21 protein-coding genes are annotated in these 23,830 nt (G+C 63.6%); 10 read left to right on the top strand and 11 right to left on the bottom strand.

Annotated features, from left to right (window positions below; translation table 11 throughout):
• Nucleotides 1-4 precede the first annotated feature (4 nt).
• Nucleotides 5-766 (top strand): enoyl-CoA hydratase/isomerase family protein, encoded by a 762-nt coding sequence (locus AZG88_RS39925; protein WP_061700816.1) that lies wholly within the window; start codon nt 5-7, stop codon nt 764-766.
• Nucleotides 767-1,393: 627 nt separating this feature from the next.
• Here the strand turns inward: AZG88_RS39925 and AZG88_RS39920 are convergent.
• Nucleotides 1,394-2,011, bottom strand: a complete 618-nt coding sequence (locus AZG88_RS39920) for a cysteine hydrolase family protein (RefSeq protein ID WP_331712319.1) — start codon at nt 2,009-2,011, stop codon at nt 1,394-1,396.
• Nucleotides 2,012-2,159: 148 nt separating this feature from the next.
• Between AZG88_RS39920 and AZG88_RS55880 the strand changes: the two genes are divergently transcribed.
• From AZG88_RS55880 to AZG88_RS39910, 3 genes are all read left to right on the top strand, one after another.
• Nucleotides 2,160-2,402: an Lsr2 family DNA-binding protein gene (locus tag AZG88_RS55880; protein WP_442971769.1), complete on the top strand. Its 243-nt coding sequence runs from the start codon at nt 2,160-2,162 to the stop codon at nt 2,400-2,402.
• Nucleotides 2,403-2,720: 318 nt separating this feature from the next.
• Nucleotides 2,721-3,248 carry a winged helix-turn-helix domain-containing protein gene (locus AZG88_RS39915; protein ID WP_197488021.1) on the top strand — a complete coding sequence of 176 codons (528 nt, stop codon included), beginning with the start codon at nt 2,721-2,723 and terminating at the stop codon, nt 3,246-3,248.
• On the top strand, nt 3,152-3,802 hold the full coding sequence (locus AZG88_RS39910; RefSeq protein WP_331712318.1) for an IS630 family transposase: 651 nt from the start codon (nt 3,152-3,154) through the stop codon (nt 3,800-3,802). The genes AZG88_RS39915 and AZG88_RS39910 overlap by 97 nt, the downstream gene beginning before the upstream one ends.
• Nucleotides 3,803-4,176: 374 nt before the next feature.
• On the opposite strand, the gene AZG88_RS39905 is transcribed toward AZG88_RS39910, so the two are convergent.
• The 5 genes from AZG88_RS39905 to AZG88_RS39890 all read right to left on the bottom strand — a co-directional run bounded on the left by AZG88_RS39905 (nt 4,177) and on the right by AZG88_RS39890 (nt 8,951).
• Nucleotides 4,177-4,479: a DUF3263 domain-containing protein gene (locus tag AZG88_RS39905; RefSeq protein ID WP_063886937.1), complete on the bottom strand. Its 303-nt coding sequence runs from the start codon at nt 4,477-4,479 to the stop codon at nt 4,177-4,179.
• 236 nt (nt 4,480-4,715) lie between these two features.
• Complete coding sequence (locus AZG88_RS54670) at nt 4,716-4,883, bottom strand: WhiB family transcriptional regulator (protein WP_231914362.1); 168 nt, start codon at nt 4,881-4,883, stop codon at nt 4,716-4,718.
• A 206-nt stretch (nt 4,884-5,089) separates the two neighbouring features.
• Nucleotides 5,090-6,199, bottom strand: a complete 1,110-nt coding sequence (locus tag AZG88_RS39900; protein ID WP_061700815.1) for an alcohol dehydrogenase catalytic domain-containing protein — start codon at nt 6,197-6,199, stop codon at nt 5,090-5,092.
• 191 nt (nt 6,200-6,390) lie between these two features.
• On the bottom strand, nt 6,391-7,731 hold the full coding sequence (locus AZG88_RS39895) for an MFS transporter (protein WP_061700814.1): 1,341 nt from the start codon (nt 7,729-7,731) through the stop codon (nt 6,391-6,393).
• A 323-nt stretch (nt 7,732-8,054) separates the two neighbouring features.
• On the bottom strand, nt 8,055-8,951 hold the full coding sequence (locus tag AZG88_RS39890; protein WP_063886936.1) for a LysR substrate-binding domain-containing protein: 897 nt from the start codon (nt 8,949-8,951) through the stop codon (nt 8,055-8,057).
• 348 nt (nt 8,952-9,299) lie between these two features.
• Between AZG88_RS39890 and AZG88_RS39885 the strand changes: the two genes are divergently transcribed.
• The 6 genes from AZG88_RS39885 to AZG88_RS39860 all read left to right on the top strand — a co-directional run bounded on the left by AZG88_RS39885 (nt 9,300) and on the right by AZG88_RS39860 (nt 16,815).
• On the top strand, nt 9,300-10,313 hold the full coding sequence (locus AZG88_RS39885; RefSeq protein WP_061700812.1) for an LLM class flavin-dependent oxidoreductase: 1,014 nt from the start codon (nt 9,300-9,302) through the stop codon (nt 10,311-10,313).
• A gap of 55 nt (nt 10,314-10,368) precedes the next feature.
• On the top strand, nt 10,369-11,562 hold the full coding sequence (locus tag AZG88_RS39880) for a homogentisate 1,2-dioxygenase (RefSeq protein WP_061700811.1): 1,194 nt from the start codon (nt 10,369-10,371) through the stop codon (nt 11,560-11,562).
• Entirely contained in the window at nt 11,555-12,679 is a 1,125-nt protein-coding gene (locus AZG88_RS39875) for an alpha/beta fold hydrolase (protein ID WP_061700810.1), read from the top strand. The genes AZG88_RS39880 and AZG88_RS39875 overlap by 8 nt, the downstream gene beginning before the upstream one ends.
• A 36-nt stretch (nt 12,680-12,715) precedes the next feature.
• Complete coding sequence (locus AZG88_RS39870; RefSeq protein WP_061700809.1) at nt 12,716-13,339, top strand: cysteine hydrolase family protein; 624 nt, start codon at nt 12,716-12,718, stop codon at nt 13,337-13,339.
• 42 nt (nt 13,340-13,381) lie between these two features.
• Nucleotides 13,382-15,076 carry an FAD-dependent monooxygenase gene (locus tag AZG88_RS39865; RefSeq protein WP_061700808.1) on the top strand — a complete coding sequence of 565 codons (1,695 nt, stop codon included), beginning with the start codon at nt 13,382-13,384 and terminating at the stop codon, nt 15,074-15,076.
• 170 nt (nt 15,077-15,246) lie between these two features.
• A complete protein-coding gene (locus AZG88_RS39860; protein WP_061700807.1) occupies nt 15,247-16,815 on the top strand; it encodes an AMP-binding protein in 1,569 nt (522 codons plus the stop codon).
• Nucleotides 16,816-16,955: 140 nt separating this feature from the next.
• Here the strand turns inward: AZG88_RS39860 and AZG88_RS39855 are convergent, their stop codons facing one another.
• The 5 genes from AZG88_RS39855 to AZG88_RS39830 form a co-directional block, all read right to left on the bottom strand.
• Nucleotides 16,956-17,786, bottom strand: coding sequence for a PDR/VanB family oxidoreductase (locus AZG88_RS39855; RefSeq protein ID WP_231914361.1), 831 nt, complete (start codon nt 17,784-17,786; stop codon nt 16,956-16,958).
• A gap of 155 nt (nt 17,787-17,941) precedes the next feature.
• The gene (locus AZG88_RS53150; protein WP_061700806.1) at nt 17,942-18,166 is read right to left on the bottom strand and encodes a hypothetical protein; all 225 of its coding nucleotides are present in this window, start codon (nt 18,164-18,166) and stop codon (nt 17,942-17,944) included.
• Between the two features lie 1,071 nt (nt 18,167-19,237).
• The gene (locus tag AZG88_RS53145) at nt 19,238-19,963 is read right to left on the bottom strand and encodes a cytochrome P450 (protein WP_197488020.1); all 726 of its coding nucleotides are present in this window, start codon (nt 19,961-19,963) and stop codon (nt 19,238-19,240) included.
• A 1,113-nt stretch (nt 19,964-21,076) separates the two neighbouring features.
• A complete protein-coding gene (locus AZG88_RS39835; protein WP_061700803.1) occupies nt 21,077-22,657 on the bottom strand; it encodes a class I adenylate-forming enzyme family protein in 1,581 nt (526 codons plus the stop codon).
• Nucleotides 22,654-23,787: an NAD(P)-dependent alcohol dehydrogenase gene (locus AZG88_RS39830; protein ID WP_061700802.1), complete on the bottom strand. Its 1,134-nt coding sequence runs from the start codon at nt 23,785-23,787 to the stop codon at nt 22,654-22,656. The genes AZG88_RS39835 and AZG88_RS39830 overlap by 4 nt, the downstream gene beginning before the upstream one ends.
• Nucleotides 23,788-23,830 lie beyond the last annotated feature (43 nt).

The following is a 23,830-nucleotide window of genomic DNA, read 5'->3' as shown; positions in this document are numbered from 1 at the left end:
GCCGATGCTGATCACCGAGAAACACGGTGCGGTCGCCGTCCTGCGGATCGAACACGGCCGCGTCGGCGCCCTCGACGTCGAGCTGCTGAACGCACTCACGGACGCTATCACCGGATCGGATCGCGCGCTGATCATCACAGGGACGGGGTCTACCTACTCCGCCGGGGTGGACCTGCGCCGGATCTTGCACGGCAGCCCCGTTTACACCGAGGCGCTGCTCACCTCGCTGTCCCGCATGTACCAGGCGCTCTTCGACCACCCCCGCCCAACGCTCGCCGCCATCAACGGCCACGCGATCGCAGGCGGCTGCGTTCTCGCCCTGGCCTGCGACCAACGGCTGATGTCAGGCGGGCTCATCGGTCTCAGCGAGCTGGCGGTCGGGGTGCCGTTCCCGACGTCAGCGCTGGAGATCGTCCGCCACGCAATCGGGTCTCGGGCCGGCGTGATGCTGCTCGGCGCACGCAACGTCGACCCCCAACGCGCCTACCAGCTGGGTCTGGTCGACGAACTCACCACACCTGAGTCGCTGCTGCCGCGGGCGATGGAGTTGGCAGCCGAGCTGGCCGACCGGTCGCCGACCGCCTACCGGCTTGCGAAGGAGCAGCTCCACCGGCCGACTCGGGAGGCGATCGCCGCGATAACCGACGGCGACGCGGCCGTCGCCGCCGGGTGGACAGCCGAAGACACCCGCCAACGGATCGCGGCGGCACTCGCGGCCCTGAATCGACGCCGAGCCAACCCCGACGCGACGCCGAGTCAACGCTGAACCCCAGCACCGACGCGCCATTGGTCGTCGCGCCTGCCGTCGTCCCTGACCGACTCACGCGGGTCGCCGCGAGCTGCTGTTTGTGGAGTAGCACCCATGCAGTTCAGCCACGATGCCGCACCGAGGACCTCTGCAGAACCTCGCTCTAATTCAAGAGCGCGCACGTCCTGCGGTCGAGACCGGGAAGCGCTGGTTGGGGTTGTCGAAGGACACCACCCATGAATCACGGAGGCGGGCTACCGAGGTCATGGGAGAGCCAAGCCTCAGCCTCCGTGCTTATGTGCGCTGAAGCAGCCTTTGACCGGATACGTCACGCGTGATCGAAGTCGATGCGCGAGAGGGGATTCGATCACCCCCGCTGATGCACGGCTGAACCGTCCGCGGGGTTGAGTACACCTAACAATGCTGGTTGAGGTCGCCCCGGTTTCCCGAACCAGTTCGGTGTGATGGTTACGCCGCCAGCTCGGCGGCGGCGTGAGCCCGCTCGTAACGTGCCGGGGTTAAGCATCCCTTTTCCCGAGTGCCGCAGGATCGGGTTGTTGAACGCTTCGAGCAGGATGTGGATTTCGGTCGGGCATGTACATGCTGGGCCTCTCGTGACCGGTGCCCGAGGTGGACGGGCGTGAATCAGTGGGGGACCACCGCGTGTTCCATGGCGGCAGCGATTTCGTCGACGGTGACGACCTCGCCGAGCAGCCCGAAGGTTTCCAACGTCGCGTCATGTGCCTGGTCGGAAGCTGCCGAGCAACCGTCGGAGGCGATGACGGTGCGGTATCCGAGATTGACTGCTTCGCGGGCAGTGCCCTCGACCGACACGTTGGTGGCAACCCCGCAAAAGATGACGGTCGTGATTCCACGCCCGCGAAGCAGCACGTCGAGCCCCGTTCCGAAGAAGCCTGTCAACCGTTGGTGGTCTATGACGAGGTCGCCGGCCTCCGGGGCGAGCTCGGGAATGATTTCGGCGCCTGGTTTACCTTCCTCGACGGCACCCGTCTGGGCGATCATTCCGAACAGCGGACCATTCACCAGAAGGTCGGGGTATCCGGGTCTGAACACCACGCGGAGGTAAATCGCGGTGGATCCAGCTCCGCGAGCAGTGGAGAGAAGTTGTCCTACCCGGTCGACGATCTGGTGACGTTCGACGCCGTCGCCGAATATTGCGCCGAACGCGCCGTCTCGGGCGACGATGTCACGCACCATATGTACCGCAATCACTGCGGTCGTTCGAGGGTCCAGTTCCATCATGAGGCTCCTCATCAACGACGACGCTGACCGGCTTTTCATCAGATGATCCCAACGCAAGCGACCCCTCGTCACCTTTCGTCACCGTGATGTAACTTCAGCGGCGGTCGCCGCACCGTCCCTCCGATCGCCCCCGACCGACAACCGACCCATGCAGCCACTCCCGAATCTTCTTCACCTCGCCCGTCCTCGGCGTCGATCCGATCGGGTCCGTCACCCGATTCGAGCGGCGCTTCCTGATTTCGGCGGCCGCACGCACACGATGACAGGGTGCTGTGCGACGAGACGGATCGCCGCCATTTTGGCGCAAATGCAATCAGAACAGGGCTACGAGATGTCCTCTCGGGGACGGATCCGTGCGGAGATCGTACAAGCCTTCCACGACGCCCACTGACACCGCATCACCCGTCCGAGGGCGGTGCCGAACACGTGGAGTGGGACCCCAGGGGGACAGTCCGCGTCGACGACCTGAATGTGTCGTCCACAAGGTCGATGGTGGCACAGCCCGACGTGCTGCCGGCCTATTAGGGAATTGGTCGGGTATCTATCGGCTGGTGGCCTAGTACTACAGGGCTAATAAGACGAGGGCGGCGTCGAGGCAAAGATAAGATGACCGCCGACGCAAAACCGGTGGTTCCTGTCCTTAAAGATGCTTCGGTAATAGGGTGTGTCGCTGCGCGTGATTCGCGCCGTGCTACTTGATCATTGATGAATGGCAGGGAAGAAAACCGGTTCGGGCGAGAGTTCGGATGCCCGGAAAGTCAAGCAGCGCGGCGGTCGCCGTGATCTCGAGGCGTTGCGTGACCGGCGGATGCGGGCGGCGGAGATGTTTGCCGCAGGACGACGACAGGTCGATGTCGCGGTCGAGTTGGAGGTCTCCCAGCAGACCGCCTCACGCTGGCATCGACAGTGGATCGAAGGGGGCAACGAGGCGTTGGAAGGTGCCGGTCGCGCTGGACGCCGACCCCGGCTCGATGACGCCCAGATCGAGGCGATCCGAGAGGAACTGCTCAAAGGACCCCAGGCGCATGGCTTCGCGACCGGGGTGTGGACCCTGGGCCGGGTCGCGATCGTGATCGAGCGGCTCACCGGCGTGACCTACGGGCCCACCCAGACGTGGACGATCCTGCGGACCCGGCTCGGGTGGAGCCGGCAGCGGCCCGCACGTCGGGCAGTCGAACGCGACGAGGACGCCATCGTCGCCTGGCGCGAGAACGAGTGGCCGCGGATAAAAAAATAGCGCGGCGCCGAGGTGCGTGGATCTGCTTCCAGGACGAAAGTGGTGTGTCGCTGCTCCCGGTGGTCCGCGCAACCTGGGCGCCCAAAGGCGTGACACCGGTTCTGCATCACCGCTTCTCCTGGAAGCGATTGTCCATGGCCGGAGTGCTGGCGTATCGGCCCGATCGCAGCCGGAGCGCGTTCGTGTTCTCCATGACCGACGGCGCCTACAACACCGACAAGCTCATCGAGTTCCTCACCGAACTGCGCGCCCACTTCGCCGGGGAGAAGCTCATCCTGATCTGGGACGGGCTCATGGCCCACCGATCCAAGGCGATGACCGCGTGGCTGGCCACCCAACGCGACTGGCTCCACGTCGAACGCCTCCCCGCGTATGCGCCTGAGCTCAACCCCATCGAACAAGTCTGGGGCAACATGAAATCCACCGAACTCGCCAACCTCTGCCCCGACATCCTCGACGAGGTCCGCATCGCGACCGAGACCGGCCTGACCCGGATCGGCTCGAACTACGACCTGTGCCGCAGCTTCCTCGACCACACCGGGCTTTCCCTATGATCCGTACTCACTCAATTACCGAAAAATCTTTATTGCAGGGGAGCGTCAGAAAGTTGGGGCTACAACACAATTCGCGGCGACAAGACCAGCGGGTCCGCGCATACACCCTCCGCGGCAGCTCGAAAGAGACCGAGTTGGGTGTTAGCGCAATTGCCGAAGTGGTTGACAGACCGGTCGGGCGCGCGGTTGTAGGTGTCTCGAACTGCCATATGGGACAACGACGAGACGTTATCGCGCAACACGCGAGCACCCCACCTCCGAAGAGTGTGCACCACATCACATATGCAGGCGGCCCAGCAACGTCCACCACCTCTCGACATCGGATTCGTTGGTGATGCCGGCGTAGACGAACACTGAGTCGCCAAGTTCCTCGCCTACTGGTTCCGCTCTCGGGAGGTGTCCGGCAGAGGGGGTTGATGGGCGCCGGAGAGGAACCGCGAGGTACGCGCATTGGCTGTGCGCCCGTACTGCGACAGCTTGAGAGTGCAGAACGTGCGCAGACACCGTTTGGTGGAATAGTCGAATTCGGTGGTCCTCCTGCTCTCGACAAGTGCTAGAACTCGACGGTAAAACGTGGGTACGGAGAGTCCGAACTCTGTGAAGATGTGGTCGTCTCCTCCACCGAATCGGCACCATCGGTTGGCGAATTCGAGCATCGCACGGTCGTATGCGTCCATTGGTCTCATTTTCTCTGCGCTGGTGTTGTGCCGCATACTCTCTGGTCACTGAACGCAGTCGGCTGGTGTCCGTAGTGGGGTCCTCGATGGATGAATTTCGGCCCGCGACGTCAATCGCCGAGGCGGCGCGATGTATGGGGGCCGGCAGAATGGTCGCGGGTGTTCGTTCCCAGCGACCGTAGAACGGCCTCGCCGAATCCTGACCCCTCGGCTCGGTAGCCGTCCGGCGACGACGGCTACCGCAGGGTGTCGATTCTCGGCTGGGATCGTCGTTTGCTCAGTAGTGCGGCACGATCTTCTTCCGACAGTCCTCCCCAGATGCAGAAAGGCTCACGTTGGGTCAGTGCATGTTCTCGGCAGGCTGCGACGACCGGACAGGTTGCACAGACGTTCGCCGCCTTCATGATTCGTCTTTTCCATACATCGCTCGTTGAGGGGGTGGAAGAACAAGGACCGGTCGACGACTCGGCATCGTGCGGCCAGTCGCCAGTTCATCTGCCGGGGCCGGCCCGGGTCGTTTTTTGGGTCGGGGCGATCGGCCCGCATTGTGCGGTTCTCCTTCAGCAATGTCGGTATGGGTGTCCTGATGTGGACGGATACTTCTGCCGTGTCAGGGGATGCTGACAAAGTTGGAAAATCCTCCGTGGCGACAGGTGAGGTTGTCGAGGGCTTCGTTGATCTTCTCGAGTGGGAAGGCCTGGTGTTCGAGAACGGAGAGGTCGAGCTGTCCGGTGCCGGCAAGATCGGCCATGTCCTGGGCCTCGGCGGTGGAGAACCACAAACTGCCGAGAATGGTGAGCTGGCTGGTCATGACCATGATCATGTCCAAGGCGGGGCGTTCCATCATGCCGCCCACATCGACTGCGATGCCGCCGCGTCGCAGGGTGGTGAGTGCGTCGAGGTAGGCCTCTGCCGGTGCGCCGGGTCCGAGCGCATCGATGACGACATCCACGCCTTCCCCGTTGTTGTGTTCACGGGTCCAGCTGCGCAGATCGGCCGACCCGGCGGGGAGGACGTGGATGCGGTCGGGAGCGATGCGGCGCACGTCCTCGAGGAGAACCGTATTGCGCCCGGTTCCCAGTACGCGGGTGGCACCCAGCGCCAGGGCGCTCAAGCATGTGCCCAGACCGAGGGTGCCGGAGATTCCGTCGATGAAGACGGTCGATCCGGGCCCGACGTTCGCCCGGCGTAGGGCGGAGAACCCGGTGCCGAGGTAACCGAAGCGGGCTGCCTGTTCGAAGCTGACCGAGTCGGGAAGTTTGACGAGATTGCGTTGCGGCGCCGTGAGGTACTCGCCGAGACCACCGTACGGGTAGGCGTCGAAACGGCGTTGTCCGTTTGGACCGAAGGCGAAATAGCCCATGAAGGTGTAGGAGTCGCAATGTTGATCCTGCCCGCGTCGGCATCCTCGGCAGGCTCCACAGCCCAGGCCTGGGTTGACGTACACGCGGTCACCGACTGCCACGTCGGTGACGTGGCTGCCGACGGCCGCGACGACACCGGCCGAGTCGAGCCCGAAGATGGCCGGCAACTGTGGAAGGGGAAGCATCGGGAACCATTCATCGAACGAACCGAGCACATTGCGCAGGTTGGGAACGATGTTGCACGCCTTCACCTCCACGAGGACGTCCGTCGGTCGGGGTTTTGGAACGGGAACTTCTTCGATTCGCATCGGCTCGTTGATCGCGTGCAGGCGGGCGACGCGCATGGTTGATTTCATGGGAGGTCTCCTAGCTAATCTAAGTGGGCGAGGGATGGGTGCGGGGCAGCTCCCGCGTGGTATGGGTTGTTGGTGGCTCGAATCGCGAACTCGGGGTCGTGTATTCCGTCATCGGCTCAGCCGCCACAGTGAGCATCTGAGCTCGTTCGAGACAGAGCGCCGACGTGATCGGCGGCGCCTGCCGGGGTGCCTCAGTCAGCGCGTACGACTGTGAGCGTTGTGGTGGTCTGGGTGGTGACGTTGCGGGTGACCTTGCCGAGCAGCACCGCGAGCACCGGGACGGCGAGCAATAGTGCGGCCAGGAAGGTGTAGGAGACGACCACGCCGGCTCCTCGGGCTTCTCCGCTCGCAGTCTCGACGAGTCCGAAGGTTGTGGGACCGAAGAACCCGCCTAACAATCCGATGGAGTTGATCATCGCCAGTCCGGCAGCGGACGTGCGTCCATGCATCGTCCCCATGGCGATCGACCACAGGATCGGTCCGATCCCCACCGCGACTGATTGCAGGAGGGCAAACGCGGCCAGCGCCGCGACCGGCCCGGCGTGAGCTCCGATGAAGCCAGCTATTGCTCCTGAAATCAATGCGGCCACGACGAACAAGATCGGTCGCCCGTACTGGCGGAACAGTCGTGGGTAGATGAGAACACCGATCAGTGCGCCGATCGAGGGCAGGCCCGAGATCGCGCCGATCACCAGAGAGTCGGAGAAACCGAAACTTTCGACGATCGAGGGCAGGAAGAAGACGACACCCCAGACGGCCAGCTGACTGACAAAGTAGATCGCGGAGATGGTGAGCAGGATGCCGCTGCCGAACACTGTCTTCAGGGCGCACATCACCGATTGTTCGTTGCCGTCCGTGCCGACGGTTGCGGAGGTGATCGCGACTCGCTCATCGTTGTTGAGCCACCGCGCGTCCCGCGGGCCGTTGGGCAACATGCGGAGCAGCAAGAATCCGAACATGACCGTTGGAATACCTTCGAGCAGCAGCATCCACTGCCATCCGTGCAGCCCGGCCAGTCCATCGAGTTGCATGAGCGCACCCGCCAATGGTGACCCGAGGATCAGCGCTATCTGTGGGGCAGTCAACAGCACTCCGACAGCGATTGCTCGATCACGCGGGGCGAACCACAATGTGAAATAGAAGAGCATTCCTGGGTAGAACCCCGCCTCGGCGAGACCGAGTAAGAACCGCATGACATAGAAGCTCGTGTCGTTCCAGACGAACATCGTCAACGTCGACACCGTGCCCCAGGTGATGACGATACGGCTGATCCACAGACGAGCACCGACCCGGTGCAGCATGAGGTTGCTGGGGATTTCCATCGTGCAGTACGCCAGGAAGAACAGTCCGGCGCCGAGGCCGAACGCGGCCGCCGAAATGCCGAGGTGGGCGTCCAGATGCGTCTTGGCCATCCCGATGTTGGTGCGGTCCAGCGTGTTCAGGATGAAAGCCACCAGGAGGACTGGCATCAATTTCAGCCAGACTTTTCTGGTCCCGGTGACATACCCGGGTACGGCGGAGTGGTCGATCATGAAGTTCCTCAGGGTTGTGTGCCGAAGCTGTCGGCCCGAGACGTGGGCACATCGTCGCGAGAGGGCGACACTGCGGCGCTCGGTAGTGGAGACCCGCCGGATCTGGGGGACAGCAGAGTGAGAGTGTGGCTCTGCCACCACCGACGTATGTGACGCGTGCCACGCTCAGCGGTGTAAAACAAAACTAATTCCAGGGAGGTCTTCAATAACATTGAAGTCTTGATCCGGCACGTGTGAGTGCGGATCCTCCGAGTTCCGTCAGCCGGCCGTCCGCAGCGGCTTTCCGCGGCACTATCGGTCGCCGGATGCATGACTGAGGTCGGTCAGTGGAAAGCGTGTTCACAGAATTCGATGAGCGCCTGCGTGCGGCGGGTCAAGCGGATGCCAGAACTCCAGGCGAGGACGGTTCTGTGCGCGGCGATCGGATCCTCGATTGGCACGGCGGCGATCGGTCGGCCTTCGTAACTGAGATCGATGGGCCATCGCTGGATCAGGATGGAGTACCCGATCCCGCGAGCGACCAGGCTGCGGACAAGTTCGATGTTCGAGCTGAAGTGGCGAATCCGAGCCGACAGTCCCGCCGACTCGACGAACCGCGCGGCGCTGCGTGCGCTGGGCACATCGAACATGATCAGAGGCTCGTCGGCGAGGTCGGCGAGTCGAACCGCTACTCGATCGGCGAGCGGATGGTTGCTGGCGAGTATGACGTAAGGCTTGTTCTCGCGAACAACACGCGACTGAAAGCCTTTGGGCAGGTCGTCCTCGTAGAGAAAACCCGCTTCGCAGCGCCCGTCGGCGATCGCGTTCGGCACCAGATCTGCTGGACCCTCCAAGATCTGGACCGTGAGGTCGGGATGGGCGGTAGCGAACTCGTCGAGTAGGGGCGGGATGAGGAATGGGGCGAGGGTGGTGTAACAACCCACGCGCAGTGTTCCGCTGATGTCCTTCTGGCTGCTTCCGGCGCTGTACTGCAGCTCATCGGCGGCGGAGAGGACACGCCGAGCATCGGCAACCGCATTTTGACCGGCGGGCGTCAACGTGGCCGCCTTGGAACGGCGACGAATGAACAACTGAATACCAAGGCGCTGCTCAAGCTCCTTGAGTGACATCGACACCGCGCCTGCCGTGGCGTGGGCCTTGGCAGCAGCCGCGGTGATCGAGCCTTCGTCGGCCACTGCAATGAGGTACTCCAGCTGCGTCAGGGTAAACCTTGAAGCCATCAATTTTCCTTAACTAGAATCGTGACTTTTTTTAGTTTTACACGGACCGTGTCCCATGTCACGCTCAAGGGGTCCGAATTGCGTGGCAGGCGTCACAGCCCAGAAAGTGGCACCGGTCTTACGCCATAGGACGAGGTACTCGATGGAATCGGCAACCATCGACTCCGTCGTACCGCCGAGGAGGGATGGATCCGCCGCGACGTTGCCACCGGCGCTCGAACGGTTGCTGACTCCAAGGACCTCCTCTCCCAGGAGAACACCCGATGCCCCGCAGGAGTTGGCGGGGGCAGTCCTGTCCGGCAGCAGACAACGGCGAAGCGCACACCGTGAAAGAAAGTAGAGACTCCCATGGAAATCAACTGCGTTTTCGCGCCGACAGTGGCGACACCGGACCACCTCGTGCTCGCCGAAGAGCTCGGTTACGAACGCGGATGGGTCTACGACGTGCCGCTGACCTACGCTGACACCGGATGCACGGTCGCTATGGCCGCGGCACGCACAAGTACCATCCGGCTGGGTGTTGCTGTGTTCACTCCTCACCTGCGGCATCTGCTGACCAACGCTGCGTTGATCGCTCATCTGGCCTCCGTGGCACCCGGCCGTTTCGATGCCGGTGTCGGTGCCGGGTTCACCAGCGCGACGTACCTCAACCGCAAACCGTCGAAATGGGTCGATGTGGAGGCCTACGTCGTCGCACTTCGGGCGCTTCTCGCTGGTGAGGAGATCGAATGGGATGACACTGTCCTCGGCTTGGTGCACACACCCCGCACTGGGATCACCTTTCCCATCGACGTCCCTTTCTGGATCGCCGCACACGGACCGAAGGGGTTCGGAGTAGCCACCAAACTCGGTGCCGGCGTCGTCACCAATCCGACCCACGGCGATCACCCTGTTCCTGTCGATGGTCCGTGCCAGCTGATTCACTACGGCACGGTGCTCGATGAAGGCGAGTCGATCGATTCACCTCGCGTGTTCGATGCAGCCGGGCCCGGTGCGTCGTTGGCCCTGCATATGGGACAGCACGGACCGTTCGCCGGCACCGAGGCGGTCGCCAAGTACGAGGCGGCGATCGCGGAGGTCGACGAGCGCCGACGTCACCTCGAATGGCATCGCGGACATCTGATGTCGCCCAACGCGATTGACCGGCAGCTCATCGATGGTGACATCATCGCCCGCGGAACCACCACCGGCTCCATCGAGCACGTCGCCAACCATCTGCGTCGTCTCGAAGAGGCAGGCGCCACCGCCATCCTGTACCAACCTGCCGGATCGGATATCCCGCGCGAACTCGCCGCGTTCAAAAAAGCCGCCGATTTGCGCCACCACCTGGCCGGCACGGCGGTCACGGCCGCCTCGGCTTGAAAACTTACTCCACCTGTTCGCTCGACCCTCACCGCTCGGAAGGAGCATTCACCCGATGCCCTACTTCACTCAGCTCGGCACCATTCCTCGCAAGCGCCATGTGGCGTTCCGTCAACCGGACGGCACGCTGTACTCCGAGGAGATCATCGGCGAAGACGGTTTCTCCGGCGACACCTCGCTGCTGTACCACCGCTACCCGCCCAGCGCTTTGACCTCGATCGAGGCCGTGAAGCCACCGGACGAGGGGCTGCATCCCAATGAGCCACTCTCACCGATCCACCTCAAGCCGCGGGATTTGTCGCTGAAGGGCGACGCCGTGCTGGATCGAGTGATTCTGCTGGCCAACGATGATGTGCGGATCGGCTACGCCGTAGCCACCGAGGACAGTAGCCTCTACAAGAACGCCACGGGGGACGAACTGGCTTACGTCGAGAGTGGCTCTGGAGCACTGGAAAGCACGTTCGGTCGCATCGATATCACCGAAGGTGACTACGTAATCGTGCCGACCTCGACCATCCACCGCTGGACGGTCAAGGGCGACGAGCCGCTGCGGTTGTTCCTCGTCGAGGCGCGCGGACACATCGACCCGCCCAAGCGCTATCTGTCCCGGCGTGGCCAGTTCATCGAGGGAACCCCCTACTGCGAACTCGATATTCGGCGCCCGGATGAGCTCATCGAGGGCACCGGCGCCGACATTCCCGTCTACGTACGGACGCGAACCGGCATGACCCGGAATGTGCATCAGCACCATCCCTTCGATGTGGTCGGCTGGCACGGCGGAATGTACCCGTGGAGCTTCAACATCAACGACTTCGAGCCGATCACGGGAAGTCTGCACCAGCCGCCGCCCATGCACCAGATCTTGGAAGCTCCCGGCTTCGTGGTGTGCAACTTCGTACCCCGGCTACTCGACTATCATCCCGAAGCGGTGCCGATTCCGCCGTTCCATTCCAACGTCGACAGCGACGAGGTGCTGTTCTATGCGAAGGGGCAGGCCAACACGCGACAGGGCACCGGCGTGGGAACCGGTTCGATCACCGTCCATCCCGCAGGCTTCATCCACGGTCCCCAGCCCGGAAACGTCGAGCGTGCGCTCGGTGCGACCCGCAACGACGAGTACCAGGTGATGATCGACACCTTCCGACCCCTGTCGCTGACTGCCGCGCTCGCCAAGTGCGCCGACCAGGACTACCCCTACACGTGGGTCAAGCGGGAAGAGGCTCTGACAGCAGGTGCAGCCAATGCGTGAACTGATGCCAGTGCCCATGCAAGCAGCAATGGGCGGCGACGTGTACTCCGGCATCGCCCGAGCGGCGGGACTGCTCTGGTGTGGGCGCGAGAGAGTGACTCCCGGCAAGAACGCCGACACAGTAATGGTGTTCTGTCACCCGAGTTCGAACTTCGTCGGGCACTACGCGCTCGCGACCTGTGCACGGCTCGGTGTCGACGCCGTCGGTGTGGTGACGCGATACGCCGGCAACGACACACAGGTGATCTTGGAGAACTGTGTCGTGGACCTCGGCTCAGTCATCACCCACCTGCGCGAAACCGAACGCTACGAGCGGATCGTGCTGGTCGGCAACTCCGGCGGTGGAGAGATGGCTGCGCTGTACCAGTCGCAGGCAGAGCAACCGAGCATCACCGATGCGCCCGGTGGTGGAGGCGTCGACCTGACTCGGGCGAGCTTGCCCTCGGTGGACGCGCTGGTCATGCTCAATGCCCACTCCGGACGGGCCGACATCATGCAGTCCTGGCTCGATCCGGCCATCCGCGACGAGAATGATGTCTTCGACCGCGATACCGAGCTGGACTTGTTCGCCCGACGGGACAACCCGCTCGACCGGGAATGGGTGGCCACCTACCGCGCAGCCCAAGCTCAGCGCATGGAACGCATCACTAACTGGGTCAAAACGCAGCAAGCCGAACTCGCCGACCGCTACGGCGACGATGTTCCCGATCTGCCGTTCCGGGTCCACGGAACCTGCGCCGACCCGCGGTTCGTCGATGTGACGATCGATCCCTCCGACCGCGAGCCCGGCACATTGTGGGGAGAGACCCTGTCGGCGAACTTCCGGCCGGTGACCTTGGGCAGCCTGACCACGTTGCGGTCGTGGCTGTCGCAGTGGAGCGTGGCGGACACCAATGGCTACGGGCCGAGGTGCATGGAGAAGATCACCGTCCCCGTCTTCGTCGCCTATGCCACGGCCGACAGGGGCTGCTTCCCCTCGATGGCGACAGCACTCTACGACGGGGTGCAGCACTCGAACAAGGAGCTGCTGGCCATCGAGGGAGCCGGCCACTACTTCGACGGCCGACCCGACCTCGTCGACGACACCATGGCAACAATCATCAAGTGGTTCAACTGATCATGTCTGCGCCCCAACCGAAGGAGTCCTGACACCATGGACTTGAACCCCACAACCACAGCTGTCATAGCGGTCCATCTGCAGCCGGAGGTCATCGCTCCCGAGGGCGCACTGGGTGCCCTGTTCGCAGCGCAGGCGGCCGCCCGCGACGTCGTCGGGGTCACCAACGCGCTGCTGGCCGATGTCCGCACGTCAGGTGGTGCGGTGGTCTTCACCCGCGTCGCCTTCCGCCCGGATTACAGCGACCTGGTGATCAACAGCCCACTGCTGGCAATGGCCTTCCAAACTCAGTCGCTGAAAGAGGGCAGCGACAAAGCTGAGATCGCCCCGCAGGTGGTCGTCGCAGACGAGGATCTGATCATCACCCATCAAAGGGTCGGGGGGTTCAGCAATACCGACCTCGACCTCAGGCTGCGCAGCCGCGGGATCAACACGTTGCTCATCACGGGCGTAGCAACCAATGTGTCCGTCGAGAGCACCGCCCGACAAGCTTCGGACCTCGGATATCGCACAATCCTTGTTGCCGACGCCTGTAGCGCAGCAGACGACCAGACCCACGATGCCGCAGTGCAGAACCTGAGACTCCTCGGTGAGGTCGCGACCAGCGCCGAGGTACGCAGTGCCCTGCAGGCGTCGCAGCCGGCCGCCGCGCACCAGTAGTACGCGCACGGTGTCCAATCAGCCTGAACTAGTGAGGAAACCATGACCCCCCAACCACCTGCCGGCGACGCCGACGTTCTCATCATCGGAGCAGGGCCGACCGGCGCTGCGTTGGCCGGCGACCTCGGGCAACGCGGGATCTCCGTGCTTCTCGTGGACAAGGGAGATGCGATCGTCCGCGACGCCCGGTTGCACTCGGTCAGCATCCGCACAATGGAACTCGCTCGTCACTGGGGCATCGAGGACGAGCTTCGCAACTGCGGATGGCCGCTCGATCATCCGCAGGACGTCGTATGGGGGACAAACCTGTCCGAGCCGGAGCTGGCCCGCATTCACTGGCCGCCGATCGGTGAAATGACACCGCCGCCCACCAGTCCGACGTTCGCTCAGCGCTGCCCGCAGGCATGGTTCAACGACATCCTGCTCCGGTTCGTCCGTCGGCAGAAGTCGGTGACCATGTTGGTGCATACCAACGTCATCGAGGTGACGCAGGACCAGGATAAGGCCACCGTCATCGCAGAAAACCCGTCAGGTGAGAGGGTCACGTACACGGCGCGCTACGTCGTCGCCTGCGACGGCTCGCGCAGCAACACCCGCCGGGCACTGGGCATCGGCGCAGAGAAGTCGCCGGTGTGGGGTCACTCGGCCGAAGCCATGATCCGCAGTCCGCAGCTCGAGGCGCTGCCCCTCGCACAGACTTTGGGCCGGTTCACCGTGGTGGAACCCGACGGTATGTCGTTGACGATGCTGCCGTTCGACGGATTGGGCAGGTATCGCATCATGGTGATGCTCGGCGACGGCGAAATCACCGAATCGGTCATCCGTGAGGCTGCCAACAAGATCGCAGGATTCGACATCGAGATCGAGATGCTTACCCCGATCCTGCCCTGGTCGAACCGCGCGACGGTCGCCACCACGTTCCGTGACGGCCGAATCTTCCTCGCCGGTGATGCCGCGCACACCATGCCGACTACCGGCGGACTCGGCATGAATACCGGCATCCTGGATTCGTTCGACTTGGCCTGGAAGCTCGACGCTGTGCTGAGCGGATGGGCAGGCGACGAATTACTCGCCAGTTACGATGTCGAACGTCGCGCCGGGGTCCTGCACTCGTCTTCGCTGGCCGGGACCATCTATCAGGACTGGGTTCGCACACGCACCGGTTTCCGGCAGTTTTGGGAGCGGATCGAGGTCGGCGGCGAGGACGCCGACCGCGCACGCGCTGAACTCGGCGAGGCTCTGGTGTCAACCTTCCGCCGGGAGTTCAACAACATCCCCGCCTCACTGGACTACCGGTACGAGCAGTCCCCGATCTGCATCAGCGACGGCACCCCGGCACCCGAGCTCGACCTCGAGAATTACACACAATCCGCCCGACCGGGGCATCGGGCCCCGCATGTGTGGCTCGGGCCCAACGAGTCGACGCTCGATCACTTCGGTCCGCACTTCACGCTGCTGGTCATCGGCGAGCGAGCAGACACCGCAACCTCTCTCGTCGACGCGGCCGAACAGCGGTCACTACCACTGACGGTCCTGGAGGTCACCGATGGCCAGGTCGTCGCCGCGATGCGCGAAGCCTACGAGCGCACCTACGTTCTCGTCCGCCCGGACGGGCATGTCGCCTGGCGCAGCGACAGCGTCCCCCAACACGCCCAGCAGATCGTCGACGTCGTTCGGGGAGCGTCCCCGGCCGACTCGGTCGCCGAGCCCGCAGATCATGACCTCGTGAGTGGGTAACTGCGATGGTCTGGACTGGCGGCGGCGGACTCGACTGTCGCCGCGCCAGTCCACCGACGTGGCGCCCGAGCGCGCGTTCCACCCGTGCGCCCAACGAGGGCGGATCGAGAACGGTAAGTGACGGCCATGGTCAGCGGCAGTCATCGAACAAGCAAGAAGGGAGTCAGGGGATGGCGAGTGAGGGTGCGCCTGATCCGGCGGCTGCGGCTGAGTTCACCTTCGCCGCGTTGAGTCCGACGTCATTTCTCGATCGTGCGGCCGCCGTCTTCGCCGACCGCACTGCGATCGTCGACGGCGAACGCCGGTTTACCTACCGTGAATTCCATCAGCGGACCGGTCGGCTCACGGCCGCTCTCGAGACGCTCGGGATCCGGGCGGGCGACCGGGTCGCGGCACTGTGCGCGAACAGTCACGTGATGCTCGAGTTGCACCACGCGGTGCCATTGCATGGGTCGGTGCTGGTGCCGCTGAATATCCGCCTCTCCGAGCCCGAACTGATGTACATCCTGTCCCACAGCGGTGCGTCACTGCTGATCACCACTGACGAGTTCGCCGACCGTGCCCGAGCGGTGGCCGCCGCGTCCGGCATCCGGCTGGTCGTGGCCGGGGGAGAGAGCGATGAGTACGAGGACCTGCTCGCCGCTGAGGTGACGTCCGTGCGCCGCGAGCCGCAGGAGTGTGGGCTCCTCGCGATCAACTACACGTCAGGCACAACGGGACGGCCCAAGGGGGTGATGTATCACCATCGCGGCGCTTATCTTCAGTCGGTGGCGATGGCGTATCACTCCGGCCTCGGGCCGGGGTCCAAATACCTGTGGACGCTGCCGATGTTCCATTGTGACGGATGGTGTTTCACCTGGGCGGTAACCGCCGCTGGTGGCACCCACGTCTGCTTGCGGACGATCGACACTGCCACGATCTGGCGGCATCTCACCGATGACGGCGTCACACATTTCAGCGCTGCACCGACCGTGCTCACCATGATCGCCGAAGACCCTGCCGCGGGCCCGCTCGCCCGGACGGTACATGTGGGCACCGGTGGAGCACCCCCCTCGCCCGTGCTGTTGGCCCGGATGGCAGATTTCGGCATCGACATCACCCACCTCTACGGCATGACCGAGACATTCGGGCCGATCGTGGTCAACCAGTGGCAACCCGAATGGGATACCGGCACCGCCGATGACCGCGCCGTGCGCAAGGCCCGTCAGGGCATCGGCAACATCGTCGCCGGACAGGTGCGGGTTGTGGCGCCGGACGGAGTCGACGTCGCGGCCGACGGCGCCACCCAGGGTGAGCTGGTCGTCCGCGGTAACAATGTCATGCTCGGCTACTACCTCGACCCCGACGCGACTGCGTCGGCGACGCTCGAAGGATGGCTGCGCACTGGCGATATCGCGGTGATGCACCCTGACGGATACGTCGAGATTCGGGACCGCAGCAAAGACGTCATCATTTCCGGAGGCGAGAACATCGCCTCTATCGAAGTCGAGCGAGTACTCGACCGCCATCCCGACGTGGTCGAATCCGCTGTGGTCGGCCGCGTCGACGACCGCTGGGGAGAGGTACCGGTCGCCTACGTCAGTGTGCGGGCAGGTGCGCAGGTGCGGGCCAACGACCTGATCGAATTCGCGCGAAAGAGCCTCGCCCGCTTCAAAGTGCCCAAAGACATCGTGTTCGCGGAACTGCCGAAAACCTCCACCGGCAAAATTCAGAAGAATGTTCTACGCGACCGAGCCTGAGTCCGAGTGACGACCACGCCTACTAGCATCACGCGGCCCTGGAACCCCTCGGGAGGGCCCGAATGGAGGTCGGTTCGAGCCGCTTTTGCGAGCATCCGGTCGATCCGGGCCCAACGCGATTCGACACAGGTGTGTATGTCTCAGACGTCGAGAACAAGCCGGCTGCCGCGGCATCGAGAAACGCAGATCATTATCTTGCTGCCCTCAGCCTGCTCCGCCGGAGTCAAAACGGAATCACGGTGATCGACGTCGCCCGACAGTACGGGGGTCTCGCAGGATCCGCAGGTTCCCTCGCCGCAGGAGCTGACCACGTCGGCGCCTGCGTCTTCCAACACCGACAGCAACGTCCGGTCCGCGGGAACCTCGAGCACGCGCCCATCGACAGCGAGTTCGACCTCGAACGCCTGATCAACGGCAGGGGAGAGAGCCTGAGCGTGGGATGCACTGAACCGCTCCGTACGCACTGAACCGGGGGGCCAGTGAACGGTACGCTCCTCGACCGCATCGAGCAGCGAACTGGGACCGCAGCAGTAGATGAGGGTGTCGTCCGTGACGTCGGCCAAGAGATGGTCGAGGTCTACCCGTCCGGCCTCCTCACGTGGGTACAGCTCGACTCGACCCATGAACTGATCCAGGTCGTGCAGAAAGGCCATGGAGGCCCGGGAGCGGCCGGCGTACGCCACGCGATAGTCGGCACCGGAAGCGTGCGCTTCTGCCACCATCGGCAGGATCGGGGTGATTCCAATGCCGCCGCCGATGAAGATGTACTGCCGTGCAGGGTCGAGCCTGAAGTGATTACGAGGCCCGCGCACCGAGACGATATCTCCCTCGGCCAGGTGGTCGTGAATCCAGAGGGAACCTCCACGGCCGTCGTTTTCGCGCAGGATGGCCACTCTCCAGGTCGTCCGGTCGTTCACGTCGCCGCACAGGGAGTATTGCCGAACAGTGCCGGTCGGCAATACCAGGTCCATGTGTGCACCAGGCTCCCATGCAGGAAGATGTCCACCGTCGATGGCTTGAAGCTCGATTGCGACCACTGCGTCTGCGGCGAACCACCTGCGCGAAATTCGAACTGTCCGTTCAGCGTTGCTGTCGGCGACGGGTTCTGCTGCTCTCTCCATCGTTGTCACCGCCAGCCCCCACCGAGGCTGCCTGCATTTTCGTCCACGTCTTTTTTTACCGACAGCACCGGGTAGGTCCGTCGCTGGCCCTGGCTGTTGAGCAAGAATGGGCCTTGCACCTTCGCTACGGGACACTCCGACAGGACCTCGCTATCAACGTCCGCAATCTCTGCCGACGGGTCGGTCTCGAGTGCGCGCAGCGCCTCGTTCGCATTCCGCTTCAGAGTCATGCATCTGCTCCCATCGCACGATCAACTCGATGTGCGGTTCTCCGGTGAAAAACATTCGGCGACAGATAGTTTCGACCATACATCGTTCACTCCTCAGGGTAGTGGGATGGTGAACTCCGTCGCGAAATTGCTGGCGCGCTACAAAGGGTCGCCGTCTTATATAGAGGACCTAACGTCTTCTGTGTACGAATATAGGACTGTGACGCCAGGCACGTCAAGACCAGTCCGCCCGCCCGTCACAAGAAAGCCGACCGATTGTGCGTATCTTGTCACTGCTAACGCGACGGATGATTACGGTCGCCACGGTAGGCCGGCATTCATGTCGATCTACACCGCAGGGCAAACCGAATCGACCTCGTGTCGACCCACTCGAGGGCGGAAGACTCAAGCGCACAACGCAAGCCTTTAACCGGAGCTACAACGACCTTTGCATCCATCACCTGGCACGTAGTCGTGACATTCCAAGTCGATGGGTTCGTTGAGATCCCCGCCTATGCATTCAACGGGAAAGAGGTTTCGGGGGTGAACGATATCCGAAGTAGCTGCCAGTGGCATCGCCGCAGCAGGCTGGATCTTGCTTGCTGCCGTGCGTGTGCACCGAACCCGTTGCCTATCAGTACTTCAGAGGCTCGACAGTGGCACGTACGGCCTGATTCAGAGATGGCCCCTGGCCTTAGGGCACGGTAGGCCCCGCGAGAATGGTGTGAGCTGTTCGACCAGTCGGCCCCGGCGTCGCCGAGTGGCGCGATAGGAGTCGAATTGGCCCCTCGGTCAGGGTTGCGAGTCTCGGCGTCTCCTGACCGGCAGGTTGCAGATCCGGCGTGCTCGCGCGATCCTGATTCTCAGACGACAACGAGCCGTTCAGCGTACGCCGCAAACGCCCAACGGCATTCGAGGAGAGTGCGCCGTGTTCCGATCCGGCGACCGGAGGTGGGGGAGCACCTCCGGTCACGGTCGCGTAATCCGAAACAGGTGAAGAGACCTGGCTGTAGCGCTCAGGTGCACCGTGTAATTCGCTTAGGAGACGCGGTCCTATGCGCCGCCCTCGCATACGGCGACGCGCGTCCGAGGTCAGCCCGCGTTGGGAATTGCCACCGGCTCGAGGAGGAGTGGCATCTCGTCCACAGAGAGCACTGGGAAACTGCGGCGCTTCACCGTTCCGTTCACCGAGAATGACGATGTCCTTGCGAACAACTCCTCCAGCGTGAGCCGCATGTTCATACGTGCGAAGTGCTGGCCAAGGCAGGCGTGCAACCCGAACCCGAAGGCAAGGTGAGCCTTGTCTTTGCGGTCGATGTCGAACTTCTCGGGGTTGGGAAAGCGTCGCGGGTCCACGTTGGCGGAGCCGTAACTGGTGAGGACGAAGTCTCCGGCGGAAATCTTGTGTCCGCCGATCTCGGTGTCGACCACGCATTTGCGGCTCAGGGTCTGCTGCGGCGTGTCAACGCGCAGGCTCTCCTCGAGAGCGTCGGGAATGCGATCGGGGTGAGCCCGCAGATACGCCTGCAGTTCCTGATCCTGCGCGAGACGCAGTACTGTGTTCGACAGTGCAGCAGTGGTCGTCCCGTGACCAGCCAGCATCATCGCTATGATGAGTTTGCTTATTTCTACGTCGTTGAGCTGCCGGCCCTGGACCTCGCCGGTGACGAAGCTGTTGACGATGTCATCTTGCGGGTTCTGACGGTGGTCTTCAATGACTTTCTGTACATAGGGCAGGACCTTGCCCATCGCCGCGATGAAAATCTGCTCGTCCTGCTCGTCGCCGACTGCGAAGCCAACTTGTTCGCCGACAGCCATCGCGAACTCGTGGTGCACGGGCCAGTCAGCGTCTGCGACTCCGAGGAACCGACAAAGAACCCGAGTCGGGAACGGGAACGTGTACCCGGTCGAGAAGTCCACACTGCCCTGCGCTACGAGGGCATCGATCATCTCACCGGCAATCTGTCGGTTACCGGCTTCGAGTCGGCCGACAACCTCACGCGGGAAGTTCGGGTTGAGGAGCTTTCGAAACCCGGTGTGGAGCGGCGGGTCGGCGAACAGAGGGAGGATGGCAGGCGTGCCGTCCGGTTCCGTGGTGACCGTACTGCTCATCTTACGGAAGTCGCGTAGAACAGCGGTCAGTTCAGCGTGTCCGAGGGCTCCCCACCAGTCCACATCAGACCCGGTGATGTGGACCCGCGACATCGGACACTTCGCGAGGGGTTCCGCGTACACGGCGGCGGTCCCCGCGTGCGGATCGTCCTTCAGGGGCGCCAACGCCTCACTGACCCTCAGCGCGCCGGTCATGCGGTTCCCCTGTCACTTGGTTGGGTGTTGATCACAGAGCACTCTCCTTGGGCTGACTGCCCTCCAGGGGAGCGCAAGAAGCCGTCTCAGCGGTTCTTCCCAGGGTGGCATACTTGTCTAACTAGAAGGACGTGATGTCCTGTGAGTGTGACGTTAGCCATAGGGTGGGCGGCGGTCAAGAAGCGGACGCACACTTTCTATTGCCAGCACTCGTCGACGAGGGCAACACCGTTATCGTCAGCGAACACAACCTCGACGTAATCCACTGTGCAGACTGGGTTGCCGTCGGCCTCGAACGAGGGAGCGGCGGAGGGAGAAAACGAAATACGCTGTGCGAGCGGAGCGTAACCTTCCGCGATGACAACCAGATCTGCAGCCACCTGCACCCTCGGCCCAGTCCATGGTGTCTGACTGACTGGCTCGACCCGTCGGAAGCGAAATGGCTGAGACAAAGTGCTGCAAGCGAGCACAGGGGCGACACTGGAGCGCCGGTCGGCAGAGGCCACCGGCCGGACCATCGAAATCCAGCAGTGTCCCAGGCGCTACGCCGCCGCCGACCTCAGCGGGACATGAATGTCTATCCTGACGGACTATGTGCAGATGCTCATGGTCCGCCTGACTCGTTCACCGGGCGGGGGTGGAATCGAGTTCGCTGAGTTTGCGCCGCATCAGCTTTCCTGAGGATGTCGTCGGGAGGGCGTCGACGAAGACGACTTCCCGTGGGCGTTTGTAGGCGGCGAGGTGCTCTCGGCAGTATTCCAAGATCGATGCGCTGTCGAGGTCGCTGTCGGGTGGGGTCACGATGTAGGCCACTGCGACCTCACCTTTCACCTCGTCCGGCCGTTTGCCGACGGCGACCATTGTCACCTGGGGGTGTGCGCTGATCACGCGTTCGATTTCGGCCGGGTAGACGTTGTATCCGGCGGTGAGGATCATGTCCTTGAGTCGGTCGACCACGAAGTAGTGGCCGGTGTCGTCGGTGTAGGCGACATCACCGGTGCGAAGCCACCCGTCGGGGCTGAGGACTTCGGCGGTGGCGTCTGGGCGGCCGTAATATCCGGTCATGACCAGTGGTCCGCGCACGACGAGTTCGCCGGGGGTGCCGACGGGCACTTCATCCACGCTGCCGTCCATGGGGGCGATCTTGATCTCGATGCCGGGTAGGGAGACTCCGATCGATCCCGGGACGGGGGGAGCGTAGACGGAGTGCGTGGTGCCGAGCCCGGCGATTTCGGTCATCCCCCACAGTTCCAGCATCGGCCCGGCGACTCGCCTCTGCCAGCGTTCTGCCAGGCTCGGGCTGAAGGTCTGTCCGCCGATGGTGCTCTTGCGCAGACTCGACAGTTGGGCGGTCTCGAATGTCGGGTCGGCCAGCATCATCGAGTACATGGCGGGGACACCTTCGAACAGGGTGGCGTTCTCGGTAGCGATCAGGTGTAGTGCCTGACCTGCGTCGAACCGTTCCATCAACACCACCGTGCCGCCGGCCAGGAACGTGCTGTTGATGGCGACGTTTCCGTAGACGTGGGCGGCGGGAAGCGCGGTGACCACGATGTCGTCGTCGCGCCGGCCGTGCATGGTCGCGGTCAGGGCACAGTTGAGCAAGACAGCCTGGTGCGTCTGCATCGCTCCTTTCGGGTGACCGGTGGTCCCCGAGGTGTATCCGATGCAGCACAGATCTTTCGGTGTCACCTCCGGTGCCGGCGGGGCCGGCATGCCTTGTACCGAGGCCAGGAACCGGGTCCAGGGGACGGCGTTCTGCGGTACGAATGCGTCACCGGCAGTGTCGAAGACGGAGAACAACTCGACCGACGAAACCGCGGCGAGGGCACCGGCTGCGGTCTGTGCCTGTCCCGGCCCGGCGAATACCACTTTCGCGTTGCAATCGCCTAGGACGTAGGACAGTTCCGGGCCGGTGAGCATTACGTTGACGGGGTTGACCACGGCGCCGGCTTTGAGGGCGCCGTGGTAACTGACGATCCATTCCCAGCTGTTCTGACCGTATAACGAGACCACGTCCCCAGCTCCGATACCCCGGGTTCGCAGGGAGGCTGCGACATCGTCGGAGAGTCGGTCGAGTTCCCGGTAGGTCAGCCGGCGGGCACCGACCACCAACCCGACCTTGTCGGGGTGGCGGGCGGCGGCGAACGGGAGGATCTGACCGGGGCCGGTCGAGGGGAGCGCCGCGGCGGGGAGATCGTTCACTGCTTTGCACCTTCGACTGGGCCGGTGGTGGTGTCGAAGGTCAACACGGCCTTGGTGACCTCGCCGCGGTGAACGGCGTCGAGGGCGTCGTTGATTCGTTCGAAGGGAAAGGTGGTGATCAGTTCGTCGAAGGGGAAGCGACCGGCCTGGTACAGGTCGATCATGCGGGTGACGAACTCGTTGGGGATGGCGTCGCCTTCGATGACGCCGACCAGGGTGCGACCGAAGAGCAGATGCCCCTGATCGAGTGTGATCTCGTTGGACATGCCCTGGAAGCCGACGGTGGCGCAGACGCCGGGGGACTGCAGGCATTCGAGAGCGCTCCGCAGCACCGGCGGCAGCGCGATGCAGTCGACCGAGTACTGGGCGCCGGCGCCGGTGATGTCACGGACCCGGGTGACGACGTCCTCGGTGGCCGAGTTGATGGTGTGGGTGGCGCCGAGCTTGGTGGCCTGCTCGAGTCGGGACTGCTGGATGTCGACGGCGATGATGGTGCCGCAGTCGGCGGCCACCGCGGCGAGCAGTGCGGCCAGGCCCACCGATCCGACACCGAAGATGACGATAGAGGAGCCGGCTTCGGGCCGCAGGGTGTTCAGGACCGCGCCGGCGCCGGTCTGAATGCCGCACCCGAGGGGGCCGAGCAGTTCCAGGGGTAGGTCGCGGGATACCTTGACGCAGTTCTGCTCGTTGGCGACGGCGTGGGCCGCCCAGGAGGATTGGCCGAAGAAGTGGCCACGGATGGGTTCGTCGCCGCGGGCCAGTGCGGTGGTGCCGTCGATGCGGGCACCGACGAGGTTGAGTTCGACGAACTGCCGACAGTGCATGGGCACGTTGTGTTCGACACAGTTGTCACATTGGCCGCAGAAATTGTAGGAGAGCACCACGTGATCGCCCGGCGCGAGGGTGGTGACCTCGGCTCCGACGGCGTCGATGATGCCCGAGCCTTCGTGGCCCAACACGATCGGAGACTGCTCGGGTTGGTGGCCGGCGATGACGCCGAGGTCGGTGTGGCAGATTCCGGATCCGACGACTCGGACGAGGACCTCATGCGGGTGCAGGGCGTCGATGTGCAACGTCTCGAGCGTGAGCGGGCCGTCGGCGGAGCGCAGCACGGCAGCGGTGGTGTCCATCAAGAAAGTTCCTTTGTGGTCAGGCGCGGTATCGGCGCAGGCG

The organism is Rhodococcus sp. LB1 (assembly GCF_001583455.1).
Lineage (GTDB): Bacteria > Actinomycetota > Actinomycetes > Mycobacteriales > Mycobacteriaceae > Rhodococcus_F > Rhodococcus_F opacus.
Note: the sequence above shows the minus strand (reverse complement) of the source record. Positions and strands in the feature narration are given on the sequence as shown.

Excerpts from the sequence above, each read along its gene's own strand:
- AZG88_RS39905 (WP_063886937.1), bottom strand. The coding sequence starts at position 4,479 with ATGGACGCATACGACCGTGCGATGCTCGAATTCGCCAACCGATGGTGC.
- AZG88_RS39915 (WP_197488021.1), top strand. The coding sequence starts at position 2,721 with ATGGCAGGGAAGAAAACCGGTTCGGGCGAGAGTTCGGATGCCCGGAAA.
- AZG88_RS39830 (WP_061700802.1), bottom strand. The coding sequence starts at position 23,787 with ATGGACACCACCGCTGCCGTGCTGCGCTCCGCCGACGGCCCGCTCACG.
- AZG88_RS39895 (WP_061700814.1), bottom strand. The coding sequence starts at position 7,731 with ATGATCGACCACTCCGCCGTACCCGGGTATGTCACCGGGACCAGAAAA.
- AZG88_RS39870 (WP_061700809.1), top strand. The coding sequence starts at position 12,716 with ATGGACTTGAACCCCACAACCACAGCTGTCATAGCGGTCCATCTGCAG.
- AZG88_RS54670 (WP_231914362.1), bottom strand. The coding sequence starts at position 4,883 with ATGAAGGCGGCGAACGTCTGTGCAACCTGTCCGGTCGTCGCAGCCTGC.
- AZG88_RS39890 (WP_063886936.1), bottom strand. The coding sequence starts at position 8,951 with ATGGCTTCAAGGTTTACCCTGACGCAGCTGGAGTACCTCATTGCAGTG.
- AZG88_RS39860 (WP_061700807.1), top strand. The coding sequence starts at position 15,247 with ATGGCGAGTGAGGGTGCGCCTGATCCGGCGGCTGCGGCTGAGTTCACC.
- AZG88_RS39885 (WP_061700812.1), top strand. The coding sequence starts at position 9,300 with ATGGAAATCAACTGCGTTTTCGCGCCGACAGTGGCGACACCGGACCAC.
- AZG88_RS39900 (WP_061700815.1), bottom strand. The coding sequence starts at position 6,199 with ATGAAATCAACCATGCGCGTCGCCCGCCTGCACGCGATCAACGAGCCG.
- AZG88_RS39920 (WP_331712319.1), bottom strand. The coding sequence starts at position 2,011 with ATGATGGAACTGGACCCTCGAACGACCGCAGTGATTGCGGTACATATG.
- AZG88_RS39875 (WP_061700810.1), top strand. The coding sequence starts at position 11,555 with ATGCGTGAACTGATGCCAGTGCCCATGCAAGCAGCAATGGGCGGCGAC.
- AZG88_RS53150 (WP_061700806.1), bottom strand. The coding sequence starts at position 18,166 with ATGACTCTGAAGCGGAATGCGAACGAGGCGCTGCGCGCACTCGAGACC.
- AZG88_RS39880 (WP_061700811.1), top strand. The coding sequence starts at position 10,369 with ATGCCCTACTTCACTCAGCTCGGCACCATTCCTCGCAAGCGCCATGTG.
- AZG88_RS55880 (WP_442971769.1), top strand. The coding sequence starts at position 2,160 with ATGCAGCCACTCCCGAATCTTCTTCACCTCGCCCGTCCTCGGCGTCGA.
- AZG88_RS39865 (WP_061700808.1), top strand. The coding sequence starts at position 13,382 with ATGACCCCCCAACCACCTGCCGGCGACGCCGACGTTCTCATCATCGGA.
- AZG88_RS53145 (WP_197488020.1), bottom strand. The coding sequence starts at position 19,963 with ATGGCTGTCGGCGAACAAGTTGGCTTCGCAGTCGGCGACGAGCAGGAC.
- AZG88_RS39855 (WP_231914361.1), bottom strand. The coding sequence starts at position 17,786 with ATGGACCTGGTATTGCCGACCGGCACTGTTCGGCAATACTCCCTGTGC.
- AZG88_RS39925 (WP_061700816.1), top strand. The coding sequence starts at position 5 with ATGCTGATCACCGAGAAACACGGTGCGGTCGCCGTCCTGCGGATCGAA.